A 12,719-nucleotide genomic window follows, 5' to 3' on the forward strand; every position below is an offset into this window, starting at 1 on the left:
GGGCACGCCTGTGAATTAAGTTTCAAGCATTAAGGTGCGCCGTGTGCGCGTACTTCTGGTGGAAGACGATGAGCCGGTCGCCGAGTCCCTGCGACGCGGACTGATCCGCTACGGCTTCGAGGTCGACTGGGTCACCACGGGCGCCGCCGCCCTGGCCCACTCCGCCCCCTACGACGTCGTCCTGCTCGATCTCGGCCTGCCCGACACCGACGGCCTCGACGTCTGCAAGGCGCTGCGCGCCCGCGGCGACATCCCGATCATCGTGATCAGCGCGCGCAGCGACGAGACGGACCGGGTGGTCGGCCTGGAACTGGGCGCGGACGACTACGTGTCGAAACCGTTCGGGGTCCGCGAGGTCATCGCCCGCATAAGGGCGGTGATGCGCCGCGCCCAGCCCCGCGCCGTCGCGGAGGCCGCCGGCCCCGACGCCTACGGCACCCGCCTCACCATCGACCGCAAGGCCGCACGGGTACGCCTGGACGGCGAGGAGATCCCGCTCGCCCCCAAGGAGTACGACCTGCTGTCGTTCCTCACCGAGGAGCCCGGCGCGCTGATGTCACGCGAACAGATCATGGAAGCGGTCTGGGACGCGAACTGGTTCGGCCCGACGAAGACACTCGACGTCCATGTGGCGGCGCTACGGCGGAAGTTGGCGGGCGCGATCACGATCGAGGCGGTGCGGGGAGTCGGTTTCCGCCTGGAGATCGCGGAAGCTACGACCGTCGAGGGAACGTCGCCGTCATGATCCGGCAGCTCATCGTCAGCTACGTCCTGCTCGTGGCCGTCGCGCTGACCGCGTTCACCGTGCCCGTCGCGTTCACGCTGACCGCCCAACTCCGCGGTGACACCGAGCAGTCGGTGGAGCGCGAGGCGAAGACGATGGCCCTCCTGTTGAGCGGCGACGCCGCCTCACGTGGCGCCCTGGACCGCATGGTGGTGGCGTACGCGCAGGAGACCCCCGGTACGGCCGAGGTCCTGCCCGCCTCCCGGGCGAAGACCGCGACGCACTGGGGCGACGGGCAGTTGGAGGTGACGGCACCGGCGAAGCGCGACGGCCGGACGGTCGGTGCCGTACGCATCACGTACCCGACCTCCGACCTCACCCGGCGCCTGGTGCAGATCTGGGGTTTCCGCGCGATCCTCGCTCTCGCCGTCCTGGCGGTGGCGGCCGGACTGGGCGCGATCGTGGCCCGCCGCCTCACCCGCCCCCTGCGCCAACTCAACGACATGGCGAGCAAGTTCAGCGACGGCGACCTGACGGCCCGCTCCCCCGTGACGGGCCCGCACGAGACCCAGACACTCGCCCGCACCCTCAACCAGGGCGCCGAACGCCTCGACACCCTCATCGCCTCGCAGAGCATCTTCGTCGCCGACGCCTCCCACCAACTCCGCACCCCGCTCACGGCGTTGAGGCTGTCTCTGGACAACATCGCGGACGGCGTGGACGACGAGTCCGTACGGGAGGACGTGGAACAGGCGACGGCGGAGGTGGTCCGGATGAGCCGCCTGGTCAACGGCCTGCTGGTACTGGCACGGGCGGAGGCGAAGGTGACGGCGGCGGAACCACTCCCCCTGCGGGAGATCGTCGCCGAACGCCTCTCGGTGTGGAGACCGGCCGCCGACGAGCGCGGAGTACACATCGCGCTCGGGGGGAGTGTCGTCGACGGCCGGCCGCTGGTGCTGGCCAGTCCTGGTCATCTGGAACAGGTCCTGGACAACGTGCTGTCGAACGCCCTGGAGGTGTCACCGGACGGCGCGACGATCACCGTGCGGTCCGAACTCCGGGGCGACGAGGTCGAGTTGACGGTCGCGGACGAGGGCCCCGGCATGTCCGACCCGGACAAGTCCCGCGCCTTCGACCGCTTCTGGCGCGGTCAGGGCCTCACCGGGCGCTCCGGTTCGGGCCTGGGCCTCGCCGTCGTACGCCAGTTGGTGACGGACGACGGCGGAACGGTGACCCTGCGGGACGCACCCGGGAACGGGCTGTCGGTGGTCATCACCCTTCGGGCATCACCGAGGAGTGGTGGTTGACGATGAGCCACGTGCCGCCGCGCTTCTCGTACTCGTAGGTGTAACGGGCCTCCACCACACGCTTCTTGCCGGTCTTCGGGTCGGTGAGCGTGATGTCGTAGGCGCCCGCGTCGATGGCGGAGTCGCTGTCGAGGACGTTGATGTACGTCTCGACCTTCTTCGCGACCGGCTTGTTCGGCAGGAAGTGCTCGAAGTAGTCGACGATCTCGGCGCGGTCGGTGCGGATCTCGTTGGAGACGGTGGGCAGGAGCACGGCGTCCGGCGCGTACCGGTTCGCGACCTTCTTCGGGTCGCCGGTCTGCAGGGCGGCGTTCCAGCCGTCGAAGAGGGCGGCTATCTGCTTCTTGCTGGGCTTGGTGTCGTGCTGGGGCCCGGCGGTCGCGGCGACGGTGCCGAGGGTACCGAGGGCGAGGGCGGTGGTGACGGTGACGACTGCTGCACGCTTGCTCATGGACCGGCGGGTCATCTCAACTCCAGTGGTACTGGTGCCTTTTGGGATGACTCCAGACTCGCTTTCCGCTGGTTAGGGCCCGTGCAGCGGACGTACAGGGGTGAGGAAGGGCTGGGCCAATTAACGCGCTGCGACCGCCTGACCACGGTCCCGGACGAGGCTGACACCGGCTCCCAGCGACACGACACCCATGCCGACGGCGGTCATCACGCCCTGCGTTCCGTCGACCACGAAGGGTGCGATCGCGGCGACGGCCAGGTTGAACAGGAAGAGGAACCAGAGGACGGGCTTGGAGGAGAGGAAGTTCTTCATGCGTCCAACGATCCCGTTTCCGAGGTGCCGCAACGAGGGAGCCCAGTCCCGAAGTAAAGGTGTAGCGGGCTACACCTTGCCCCGGAATGATGTTGCTCCACGACGGGGGACATACTGCTGGCCGCCCTCGGGATGAGTGAACACGGTGACTGTGCGGTCGTCCCGGTCGATGAGTACGTAGACCGGGATTCCGGCCGCCGCATAGCCATCAGGCTTGTCGAACCGGTCCCGTTGAGCGGCGTCGACGTCCCACGACGTCACCTCTACGGCCATCAGGGCTGTCCCCGTGTCCGACCATTGGCCGTGTCCCTTGAGGCCGCCCCGGGAAACGAGGACGCCATCAGCACGAGCGCGCCCCTTCCCACAGCTCTCCGTCTTGAGCCCGCGCTCCGCGTCCAGCGACAGGTCTGGGAGGTGTTGCATGCACACCCTCTGCAGCCCGGCGACGATCTCACTGTGGTTGCCGTCCGGCGCGCGCTTGACCTGTACCTTCCCCTTGATGAACTCCAGCCGCACGGTTTCGGGGGCATGGCGTTCCAGCTGCTCGAATCCCTCGACGGACATCTGGGGCTGCTGCCGCTTCCCTGCCGTCACGGATTCCACCGCCTCGGCGGGAGGCCGTTCGCGATGCGGTCGCGGTTGTCGCGGTAGTGGTAGTGGACGCGGTCCTCGATCGGCACGGGGCGGAACGTGTCGGGCACGGGCCCGCCCGTACGGCGTTCCAGCTTCTGCTTCAGGAAGCGGGCCGTCGTGGTTCCCAGGTAGGCGATCTCCTCGAACCCCTTCTTGATCTCCTCCTCGCTCAGATCCGGCTCCGCGCGGCATTCCTCGCAGATGCCGTTGATGATCTTCGCCGTCCGCTCGTCGGCGTCGCAGGTGGCGCAGGCCATGAGCACGCGGGTCACACGGGCACGGAGGGGGCGGGTCTCGGCGGTGTCGTTCTTCTTCGGGGGCATCTTCGTCTCCAATCGGGTGCGGGCGAGTCCGCCCGGGTTCGTGACGGTGGGTGGCAGTCCGTCGGTCAGCGCGCGGGCCATGTCGGCCGGGGTGGCGCCTCGTGTCAGCCACTCGGCGGCGAGGGGTTCGAGGGCTCGGCACTCGGCTTCGGAGAGCGACATGCGGGGTGCTGTGGCGCGGAGTTGGGCGAGTGCGCGGTACGCGGCGCTGGGCTCGGGGGTCGGGTCCGTCTCCGGGGCCGGGGCTGTCTCCCGCGTCCCGTCGCTCTTGCTCTCCGGCACCGGGGCCGGGTCTTCCGTCCTCGCCAGGCCCGGCTGGTAGTCGCGCGTGACGTCCCTGCCGTGGCGCTCACGCGCGAACTCGGCCCACCACCGCGCCGACCTGGGCGTACGCGACCAGTACGTCCGCGTCACCCACCGCATCGAGTTGTCCTCGACGGTGATGTGTTCCTTGATCCAGCGCAGGTGGCCGGCCTCGGTGAGGCTCTTGAGAGACGTACGGCAGGCCTGCTGGCCGTAACGGGGATGCTCGGCCGCGATCACCTTGTGGCCCATGGCGTGGCCGTTGTCGAGGTGGTCGATGAAGACGGCGATCTCGGCGTCTCGCGGGAGCAGATGTGCGAAGTCCGGGTCGGCGTACGGTTCTTCGTCACCCGTGGCGCGTTTTCCGTAGCCCGTATTGGCCATGGGGTGCGACGGGGACGGCAGGGCAGGGCTAGGCTGGGCGTAAGCCACGATCGAGCTTCTTTCGATCTGTAGGTCTAGGCCCCGGAGCCGGTGTTGGTAGCACCGACCGGGGCCGATCTATTTGCTGTTTGCCGTGAACCTAGAGTGACTTTACGTTGCGGCGCAAGCTGATCACGGGATGTCACCCGTTCGGGTTAAACTCCCCTCAACTCACGTACAGGCTTGGTTGGTTGGGTTGTTTTCAACCAGCCCAGAACCCAAGAAAAGAGCTCGAAGCCCGGGGCTCAAGCTCCGGGGTGAGCTGCGGAGACTCCGGAGAGGAACGCCGTCCAGGCGGGGGCGGGGAGGGCAAGTTCGGGTCCCGTGGCGTTCTTCGAGTCGCGTATGTGGACGGTCAACTGCGGTGTGGGGAGGGCGACCTCGACGCAGTTGCCGCCCTCGTCGTCGCTGTAGCCCGACTTGAACCACTTCCGCTGGTCACTCATGGCTGATCCACCATCCGTTCGATGAAACGGTCCGACTCAACGGGACTGAGAGCCTGCGCGCGGATCATGCTAAGCCGCTCGGTCACCCGGCTGACAACCTCCGGATCGGCCGACAGTTCGCTGGCGAACGGGCCCTCCGCATAGGCGAACCGCAGGGGTGGGATCACAGCCACAGGAAAGGGGGCGTGAGGGTTGTGACCCCCAACGCCCCCGCACCGAGGACTACTTCACCGGCCGAATCCCCAACGGCCCCGCGATCTCCTCCACCATCACCGCGCCCGCCTCGAACTCAAGCGTCTCGTCGCCCATGCTCACGTCCGTGTCCAGGCCGTCCAGTTCGGGGAGGGGCTGGTTGAGGCGGACGTGGGCGACCAGGGACTGGAGGGCGCGGAGGGTGGCCGAGGCAGTGGAGCCCCAGTTGGAGAAGTAGGAGAACTGCCACCACCACATGGCCTCCGTGGTGCGGCCGGCGCGGTAGTGGGCCATGCCGTGGCGGAGGTCGGTGATGACGTCGGCGAGGTCGTCGGAGATACGGGCCGGTACCGGGGCCTTGCGCGGCTCGTAGGGGTCGAAGACCTCCGAGTACACGTCGATCGGCTCCAGCATCACCGCGAAGCGCTCGCGGATCTCGTCCACGTCCGGCTCCGGGCCCAGGTCGGGCTCGTAGCGCTCGTCCGGGAGGATGTCCTCGTGCGCACCCAAACGGCCGCCCGCCAGGAGGAGTTGGGACACCTCCAGGAGGAGGAAGGGGACCGCCGAGTCCGGGTCCTCGCCCTTCGCGACCTCGAACACGGCCACCAGGAAGCTCTCGACCTGGTCCGCGATCTGGACCGCGAAGTCGTCCGGGTCCGGTGCGGTGGCATGCAGCGTGGCGTCAGACATCTAGGAGTCGTCTCCCCTCGAAGGCGCGGCCGAGGGTCACCTCGTCCGCGTATTCCAGGTCGCCGCCCACCGGGAGGCCGCTGGCCAGGCGGGTGACCTTGAGGCCCATGGGCTTGAGCATGCGGGCGAGGTACGTGGCCGTGGCCTCGCCTTCCAGATTCGGGTCCGTGGCAATGATCAGTTCCGTGACCGTACCGTCGGCCAACCGCGCGAGAAGTTCTCGTATACGCAGGTCGTCGGGTCCGACACCTTCGATCGGGCTGATCGCGCCGCCCAGGACGTGGTACTTGCCCCGGAACTCGCGGGTGCGTTCGACCGCCACGACGTCCTTCGGCTCCTCGACCACGCAGATCACCGAGAGGTCGCGGCGCGGGTCGCGGCAGATGCCGCACAGCTCTTCCTGCGCGACGTTTCCGCAGGTCGCGCAGAAGCGGACCTTCGCCTTGACCTCCATCAGGCACTGCGCGAGCCGACGGACGTCCGTCGGCTCCGCCTGCAGGATGTGGAAGGCGATCCGCTGCGCGCTCTTGGGACCGACGCCGGGGAGTCGCCCCAACTCGTCGATGAGGTCCTGGACCACGCCTTCGTACAACGGACTGCCTGCCCTTCCTGGAGTCGTGCGGGTACGTGCCGTACGTACCGTAGTTGGCCGCGGGCCGTCTTAGAAAGGCAGACCGGGGATACCGCTGCCGCCGCCGAGACCCTGCGCGAGCGGGCCGAGCTTCTGCTGCTGGAGGGTCTGCGCGTTCTCGTTGGCCGCCTGGACCGCCGCGACGATGAGGTCCGCGAGGGTCTCGGTGTCCTCCGGGTCGACCGCCTTCGGGTCGATCTTCAGCGCGCGCAGCTCGCCGGAGCCGGTGACGGTGGCCTTGACCAGCCCGCCTCCCGCCTGTCCGTCGACCTCGGTCCGCGCCAGTTCCTCCTGCGCGGCCGCCAGGTCCTGCTGCATCTTCTGGGCCTGCTGCAGCAGCTGCTGCATGTTGGGCTGGCCACCACCGGGAATCACGATCAGCTCCTGGTTTCGTACGGCTGTCGGTCATGGATACGGCCGTGGAACGGCCATGGATACGGCTGTATGGGCGAGGTTTCCCGCGCTCGGCACGAGCCTACGTGGTCCGGGCAGTCATCGCTTCAGCACTCTTTCGAGTGAGTCTTCACCGTGTCCTATACCTGATCAAGACCCACTTCCGGGCGGAAAAGAGGTGAAACCAGATCCTTCGCCACCCATTGGGCGGTAGGAAGGGTCCGGCACATCAGCATCAGGTGTCACGCGACGTAAGGGAGTGCCGGGTGGGTCAGCCGGAGATTCAGCCCGAAGGCGGCGATCTGGCCGGGCGGATGTTTCCGCTCGGGGACTGGGGCGAGCCGACGGCCCGGCTGGACGAGCTGTACCGGTGGGTCGAGCGCGGGGCGCTGGAGACGGCGGCCCGGTATCTCACCGAGCGGGTGTGGAAGCGGCGCGGGGCGCGGGTGCTGCGCGCGGGCGCGGCGCTGGGCGCGCTGGCGGGGGCCGCGCTGCCCCTGCTGGACCTCACCGGGGTGGTGGACGGGCTGGCCGCCTGGGGCTATCCGGCGCTGCTGCTGGGGGCGGCGTGCGTGGCCGGGGACCGGTTCTTCGGCATGACGTCCGGCTGGATGCGGGACGTCGCCACGGCACAGGCCGTGCAGCGGCGTCTCCAGGTGCTCCAGTTCGACTGGGCGTCGGAGGGTGTGCGGGAGTTCCTGGGGCCCGCGGAGGGCACGGCGAGCGAGGCCGCGGACCGGTGCCTGGGGGTGCTGCGGCGCTTCTCGGAGGACGTGACGGAACTGGTCCGGGTGGAGACCGCCGACTGGATGGTGGAGTTCCGGACCGGGGCGGGGCCGCTGGGCATCCAGTCGGCGGTGGTGCCCGGGAGCCGTCAGGAGGGGACCGTCGTGCAGGGCAGGTTCCCGATGCCGCCGGGGCCGGGTGGGCCGGGAGGCGGCAACCGGCCGAACATGCCACGGCAGCGGCCGCCGGAGCCACGGTGAGACGGACCGGGCGCGGGCCGACCGACTGAGCAGCGCCGGACGCGAGCCGGCCGAGTGAGCCACGCCGGGACGCGGACGACCGCATGAGCCACACCGGAACACGGACGACCGCATGAGCCACACCGGAACACGGACGACCGCATGAGCCACACCGGGACTCGCGACGATGCCGAGCACCGCCGTGCCCACGGCGACGACGTTCTCCGCGCTCAGCCAGTCCACTGCGGGCCCCCGCTCCCCAGCCGGATCGTGGGGTCACGGTACGAGCGGCACCGGACAACACGCAGGGGGCCTGAACGAAGTTCGCGTGACCTTCGACTGTCCCTGGTGTGAAGGGAGTTGTGGAGAGAGGTCAGCCCGCCTTCGTGTACGTCAGCTTCTCCCCGTTGCTGGTGCTCACCCGCTCCAGCGTGGTGGCCGACAGCAGGGTGATCTCGGTGGCGGAACCCGGGTTGCACGACGACAGCGGCTTCCCGGAGGTGACGGTGGACGCCCCGATCGCCAACGGGCTCTCGCCGCCCGGCTCTTGGGTCAGGTCGGCGGTGAACTCGCAGTGGTAGCCGGGTCCGTCCGCGACGAGGGTGAGCACCGGGGACCCCACCTTCCCCTGGCGGATGGTGAGTTGGCGGGTGTTGTGGCCCGTGGCGTTGTCGATGGACGCGTTCCAGGTGCCGAGGTAGCCGCTGGGTACGGCACCGTCGCTGGTCGATGTGGCGGACGGCGACGGTTTCCCGGTGGTCGAGGTCGGCCCCGGGGTCGTGGGCGCGGCGCTGGTGGCCCGACCGCCCGAACCGGCCTTCGTACGGCCGCCGTTGCCCCCGTCCTTCATCAACGCGTACACCGAACCGCCGGCCCCCAGCGCGACGACCAGCGCGACCACGACGAGCAGCGCGGTGGACCGCCCGTTCCTGCGCGGCGGCTGGGGTTCCCCGTACGCCGGGGCCATTCCGACCGGCCCCGGGCCGTAGGGCGGGGTGACGCCGACGCCGCTGTTGTGCGGATAGGGGTTGTACGGCACCTGCCCGCCCCAGCCGAGGAGTTGGCGGGCGGGGGGTTGGGGATAGTCGGGGGCGGCGGACGGCTGGGGGTGCTGCTGCGGGTAGCCGTAGGCCGGGTGCGGGGGTTGTGGGGGCGGCGGCGTCCTGGTGGCCCCGGCCGAGTTCGCGACCACTGTCGGGAGGTGGGTGTCCGGCGCCGGTGCGGGCGGTGTCGGAGAGGAGTCGTCTGAGGCGGGGGCGTGCTCGGGCGAGGCTCCGGAAGCGGCGGCGGGCGCTTTGCGGAAGAGGTCCGGCTTCTCCACGGCGACGGGGGCGGAATCGGGAGCGGGAGCGGGAGTGCGAGTGGACGCGGGAGGAGAAGCGGGCGCAGGAGGGGAAGCGGGGACGGGAGGGGAAGCAGGGACGGGAGGAGCCGCGGCGGAAACAGGCGCGGCGCCCTGAACCGCCTCCGGGGCATCGCTGTCCCCCCTCTCCGGGGCCGGATCCGCCCGCTCCACGTCCACCCGTTCCAGCTCCGTCGTCTCCGGGTCCTCCGTGTCCAGCAACTGCACCGCGTGGCGGCCGAGTTGGGCCACCAGCGGGCCCGGCAGCCACGGGTCCCGGGACCGCCCGCCGGAGACGGTGTCCTCGGCGCCCGTGCGGTCGAGGATGCGGTTCAGGGTGGGGCGGGTGGCCGGGTCCTTGCGGAGGCAGTCGCGGACCAGGTCGGCGATGCCCTCGGGGACGCCCGACAGGTCGGGTTCCTCCTGGGCGATGCGGAACATCAGGGCGTGGACACCGCTGTTGGCGGCGCCGAAGGGGAGCGTGCCGGTCGCCGCGTAGGCGAGGACGGAGCCGAGGCAGAAGACGTCGCACGCCGGGGTGATGCGGTCGCCCCGCACCTGTTCCGGCGCCATGAAACCGGGCGAGCCGACCAGCGAACCGGTGCGGGTGAGCCCGTCCCCGGCCAGCGTCTCCAGGGCCCGCGCTATGCCGAAGTCGATGACGCGGGGGCCGTCGATGGTCACCAGCACGTTGGACGGCTTGAGGTCGCGGTGGACGATGCCGGCGGCGTGGATGTCCTGGAGCGCGTGCGCGAGCCCGGCCGCGAGGATCCGTACCGAACGCTCGGGCAGTGCCCCGTGATCGCGCCCGACGACCTGTTGCAGGCTCGGCCCGGCGACGTACCCGGTGGCCACCCACGGCACCTCGGCCTCGGTGTCCGCGTCCAGCACGGGTGCCGTCCAGTGGCCGCCGACCCGCCGCGCGGCCCGCACCTCCTGCCGGAACCGCGCCCGGAACTCCTCCTGCGCGGCGAGGTCCTCCCGCACCAGCTTCACGGCGACCGTGCGCCCCCGGTCCGAGCGAGCCAGATACACGTGCCCCATGCCACCGGCCCCGAGCCGCGCCAACAGCCGGTACGCCCCGATCCGCTGCGGATCGCCCGCCCCCAGTTTCTCCACGACCGCGCCGCCTCCCCTGAATTCCCCGGTCACGCCCCGGTCGCGCCCCTGTGCCCAGTGCTCCGCGACAGACCGAGAATAGTGCGGGGAAACGACGGGACGGACGGAGCGGTGTCTACGGTTCCGTAACGGCGGCGCCGTGCCCGTGGGGCCGTCCACCCCCGACAATCTGTCGCGGAAACCCCCCGACCACAGACAGGACGCCGATTCCGTTTCCGCATCGCGGACATTTACGCTCAGCCGCATGACCCCTCAGCCCAACCCCCAGGCCGGCGCCGCCGTGAAGGCCGCGGACCGTGCGCACGTGTTCCACTCCTGGTCCGCGCAGGAGCTCATCGACCCGCTCGCCGTGGCCGGCGCGGAGGGGTCGTACTTCTGGGACTACGACGGGAAGCGCTACCTGGACTTCACCAGCGGGCTCGTCTACACGAACATCGGGTACCAGCACCCGAAGGTCGTCGCCGCGATCCAGGAGCAGGCCGCGACGATGACCACCTTCGCGCCCGCGTTCGCGATCGAGGCCCGCTCGGAGGCGGCCCGGCTGATCGCCGAGCGCACCCCCGGGGACCTGGACAAGATCTTCTTCACCAACGGTGGCGCGGACGCCGTCGAGCACGCGACGCGCATGGCCCGGCTGCACACCGGCCGCCCCAAGGTGCTCTCCGCCTACCGCTCGTACCACGGCGGTACGCAGCAGGCGATCAACCTCACCGGGGATCCCCGCCGTTGGGCCAGCGACAGCGCCTCGGCCGGGGTCGTGCACTTCTGGGCGCCCTTCCTGTACCGGTCCCGTTTCTACGCCGAGACCGAGGCGCAGGAGTGCGAGCGCGCGCTGGAGCACCTGGAGACGACGATCGCCTTCGAGGGTCCGGCGACCGTCGCCGCGATCGTCCTGGAGACCGTTCCGGGCACCGCCGGGATCATGGTGCCGCCGCCCGGTTATCTCGCCGGGGTCCGGGAGATCTGCGACAAGTACGGGATCGTCTTCATCCTGGACGAGGTGATGGCCGGGTTCGGGCGGACCGGTGAGTGGTTCGCGGCCGATCTGTTCGACGTCGTACCGGACCTGATGACCTTCGCGAAGGGCGTCAACTCCGGCTATGTGCCGCTCGGCGGTGTCGCCATCTCCGGCGCGATCGCGGACACCTTCGGCAAGCGGCCCTACCCGGGCGGACTGACGTACTCCGGGCACCCGTTGGCCTGTGCCGCGGCCGTCGCGACGATCACCGTCATGGCCGAGGAGGGCGTCGTGGCGAACGCGAAGCACCTCGGTACGACCGTGGTCGAGCCCGCGCTGCGGGCGCTGGCCGAGCGGCACCCGAGCATCGGCGAGGTGCGGGGCGTCGGGATGTTCTGGGCGCTGGAGCTGGTGAAGGACCGGGAGACGCGCGAGCCGCTGGTGCCGTACAACGCGGCCGGGGAGGCGAACGCGGCGATGGCCGCGTTCGGGGGCGCCGCCAAGCAGCAGGGGCTGTGGCCGTTCGTCAACATGAACCGCACCCACGTCGTACCGCCGCTCAACGTGAGCGAGGCCGAGCTGAAGGAGGGCCTCGCGGCGCTGGACGCGGCGCTCTCCGTCGCGGACGAATTCACCGCCTAAAACGTCGGGGAATACACCTCTTAACGCCCGGAATGGGCGGGTCCGTTCATCTGGTGCCCGCATTCGGGCAGGGCGGGAACCCGAACGCGTAAGGTGGCGTGCTCGTAGACATATACGAGTACGCCATCGAACGCGACGAGGGAGACGCTCCGACGATGCCCGGAGGAAGCAGCGGCAGCGGCGCCGTGACCCGCAGCACCCTGCGGCAGCAGATCGCCGACGCGCTGCGCGACGAGGTCCTGGCGGGCCGGCTCCAACCCGGTCAGGAGTTCACGGTGAAGGAGATCGCCGAGCAGTACGGCGTCTCCGCGACTCCGGTCCGGGAAGCGCTCGTCGATCTCTCAGCGCAGGGACTCCTGGAAGCCGACCAGCACCGCGGCTTCCGCGTCCACGAGTACTCGGTGGCCGACCACCGCGGGATGATCGAGGCCCGCGCCCTGGTCACCGAGGGCATGTTCCTGGCCCTGACCGGGGGCCACCCCGTCTTCGACCGCACCGACGACCCCCGTACGGTCGCCGCGCTCGCCGGTGTCCGGCGCCGCGGCGAGGAGGCGCAGCGCGCCGCCGACGCCGGTGACCTCACCGTGCTGATCGGCTACGACCTGCGCTACTGGCGCGAGTTGAGCGCCATGTTCGGCAACCCCTACCTCGGCGACTTCCTGCACCGGCTGCGCGTCCAGTCCTGGGTCTGCACGGTGCAGCACCTGCGCCGGCTGAGCGATCTGCGTGGCCGCCTGTGGTCCGAACACACCGAACTGGTCGATGCCCTGGCGCGCCGCGACACCCCGGCCGCGCGCGCGATCGTCCTGGCGTACAACACGCACTCCCTCGACCTCATCGAGCGGCTGGCCGCCCGGTGACCGGA

15 protein-coding genes are annotated in these 12,719 nt (G+C 70.1%); 5 read left to right on the top strand and 10 right to left on the bottom strand.

Going from position 1 to position 12,719, the window contains the following annotated elements; translation table 11 throughout:
* Positions 1 to 43: 43 nt before the first annotated feature.
* Both OG226_RS23885 and OG226_RS23890 read left to right on the top strand, forming a co-directional pair.
* A complete protein-coding gene (locus OG226_RS23885) occupies positions 44 to 745 on the top strand; it encodes a response regulator transcription factor (protein ID WP_328680820.1) in 702 nt (233 codons plus the stop codon).
* A complete protein-coding gene (locus OG226_RS23890) occupies positions 742 to 2,031 on the top strand; it encodes a HAMP domain-containing sensor histidine kinase (RefSeq protein ID WP_329349975.1) in 1,290 nt (429 codons plus the stop codon). The genes OG226_RS23885 and OG226_RS23890 overlap by 4 nt, the downstream gene beginning before the upstream one ends.
* Here the strand turns inward: OG226_RS23890 and OG226_RS23895 are convergent.
* The 9 genes from OG226_RS23895 to OG226_RS23935 all read right to left on the bottom strand — a co-directional run bounded on the left by OG226_RS23895 (position 1,997) and on the right by OG226_RS23935 (position 6,810).
* Positions 1,997 to 2,497: an SgcJ/EcaC family oxidoreductase gene (locus tag OG226_RS23895; protein WP_328680824.1), complete on the bottom strand. Its 501-nt coding sequence runs from the start codon at positions 2,495 to 2,497 to the stop codon at positions 1,997 to 1,999. The genes OG226_RS23890 and OG226_RS23895 overlap by 35 nt on opposite strands.
* 105 nt (positions 2,498 to 2,602) lie before the next feature.
* Complete coding sequence (locus tag OG226_RS23900) at positions 2,603 to 2,794, bottom strand: hypothetical protein (protein ID WP_328680825.1); 192 nt, start codon at positions 2,792 to 2,794, stop codon at positions 2,603 to 2,605.
* Positions 2,795 to 2,863: 69 nt separating this feature from the next.
* Positions 2,864 to 3,388, bottom strand: a complete 525-nt coding sequence (locus tag OG226_RS23905; RefSeq protein ID WP_329349976.1) for a Uma2 family endonuclease — start codon at positions 3,386 to 3,388, stop codon at positions 2,864 to 2,866.
* Entirely contained in the window at positions 3,385 to 4,437 is a 1,053-nt protein-coding gene (locus OG226_RS23910; RefSeq protein WP_328680829.1) for a hypothetical protein, read from the bottom strand. The genes OG226_RS23905 and OG226_RS23910 overlap by 4 nt, the downstream gene beginning before the upstream one ends.
* A 284-nt stretch (positions 4,438 to 4,721) precedes the next feature.
* Entirely contained in the window at positions 4,722 to 4,922 is a 201-nt protein-coding gene (locus OG226_RS23915; protein ID WP_328680831.1) for a DUF397 domain-containing protein, read from the bottom strand.
* Positions 4,919 to 5,089 carry a Scr1 family TA system antitoxin-like transcriptional regulator gene (locus OG226_RS23920; protein ID WP_328680834.1) on the bottom strand — a complete coding sequence of 57 codons (171 nt, stop codon included), beginning with the start codon at positions 5,087 to 5,089 and terminating at the stop codon, positions 4,919 to 4,921. Before OG226_RS23920 ends, OG226_RS23915 begins: the two co-directional genes overlap by 4 nt.
* Positions 5,090 to 5,144: 55 nt before the next feature.
* On the bottom strand, positions 5,145 to 5,804 hold the full coding sequence (locus OG226_RS23925) for a DUF5063 domain-containing protein (RefSeq protein WP_328680835.1): 660 nt from the start codon (positions 5,802 to 5,804) through the stop codon (positions 5,145 to 5,147).
* Positions 5,797 to 6,396, bottom strand: coding sequence for a recombination mediator RecR (gene recR, locus OG226_RS23930; RefSeq protein WP_317772726.1), 600 nt, complete (start codon positions 6,394 to 6,396; stop codon positions 5,797 to 5,799). The genes OG226_RS23925 and recR overlap by 8 nt, the downstream gene beginning before the upstream one ends.
* A 69-nt stretch (positions 6,397 to 6,465) precedes the next feature.
* Entirely contained in the window at positions 6,466 to 6,810 is a 345-nt protein-coding gene (locus OG226_RS23935) for a YbaB/EbfC family nucleoid-associated protein (RefSeq protein WP_266860004.1), read from the bottom strand.
* A 284-nt stretch (positions 6,811 to 7,094) separates the two neighbouring features.
* Here OG226_RS23935 and OG226_RS23940 point away from each other — a divergent pair, with 284 nt between their 5' ends.
* A complete protein-coding gene (locus OG226_RS23940; RefSeq protein ID WP_328680844.1) occupies positions 7,095 to 7,814 on the top strand; it encodes an SLATT domain-containing protein in 720 nt (239 codons plus the stop codon).
* 352 nt (positions 7,815 to 8,166) lie between these two features.
* On the opposite strand, the gene OG226_RS23945 is transcribed toward OG226_RS23940, so the two are convergent.
* Positions 8,167 to 10,254 carry a serine/threonine-protein kinase gene (locus OG226_RS23945; RefSeq protein WP_329353489.1) on the bottom strand — a complete coding sequence of 696 codons (2,088 nt, stop codon included), beginning with the start codon at positions 10,252 to 10,254 and terminating at the stop codon, positions 8,167 to 8,169.
* Positions 10,255 to 10,498: 244 nt separating this feature from the next.
* On the opposite strand from OG226_RS23945, the gene OG226_RS23950 reads away from it, so the two are divergent.
* Both OG226_RS23950 and OG226_RS23955 read left to right on the top strand, forming a co-directional pair.
* Complete coding sequence (locus tag OG226_RS23950) at positions 10,499 to 11,854, top strand: aspartate aminotransferase family protein (protein WP_329349977.1); 1,356 nt, start codon at positions 10,499 to 10,501, stop codon at positions 11,852 to 11,854.
* Between the two features lie 155 nt (positions 11,855 to 12,009).
* Positions 12,010 to 12,714, top strand: coding sequence for a GntR family transcriptional regulator (locus OG226_RS23955; RefSeq protein WP_329353491.1), 705 nt, complete (start codon positions 12,010 to 12,012; stop codon positions 12,712 to 12,714).
* Positions 12,715 to 12,719 lie beyond the last annotated feature (5 nt).

The organism is Streptomyces sp. NBC_01261 (assembly GCF_036226385.1).
Lineage (GTDB): Bacteria > Actinomycetota > Actinomycetes > Streptomycetales > Streptomycetaceae > Streptomyces.

What these genes read in the sequence shown, in the direction of transcription:
- OG226_RS23890 (WP_329349975.1), top strand. Translation starts at nt 742, where the DNA reads ATGATCCGGCAGCTCATCGTCAGCTACGTCCTGCTCGTGGCCGTCGCG.
- OG226_RS23895 (WP_328680824.1), bottom strand. Translation starts at nt 2,497, where the DNA reads ATGACCCGCCGGTCCATGAGCAAGCGTGCAGCAGTCGTCACCGTCACC.
- OG226_RS23900 (WP_328680825.1), bottom strand. Translation starts at nt 2,794, where the DNA reads ATGAAGAACTTCCTCTCCTCCAAGCCCGTCCTCTGGTTCCTCTTCCTG.
- OG226_RS23910 (WP_328680829.1), bottom strand. Translation starts at nt 4,437, where the DNA reads ATGGCCAATACGGGCTACGGAAAACGCGCCACGGGTGACGAAGAACCG.
- OG226_RS23915 (WP_328680831.1), bottom strand. Translation starts at nt 4,922, where the DNA reads ATGAGTGACCAGCGGAAGTGGTTCAAGTCGGGCTACAGCGACGACGAG.
- OG226_RS23925 (WP_328680835.1), bottom strand. Translation starts at nt 5,804, where the DNA reads ATGTCTGACGCCACGCTGCATGCCACCGCACCGGACCCGGACGACTTC.
- OG226_RS23950 (WP_329349977.1), top strand. Translation starts at nt 10,499, where the DNA reads ATGACCCCTCAGCCCAACCCCCAGGCCGGCGCCGCCGTGAAGGCCGCG.
- OG226_RS23955 (WP_329353491.1), top strand. Translation starts at nt 12,010, where the DNA reads ATGCCCGGAGGAAGCAGCGGCAGCGGCGCCGTGACCCGCAGCACCCTG.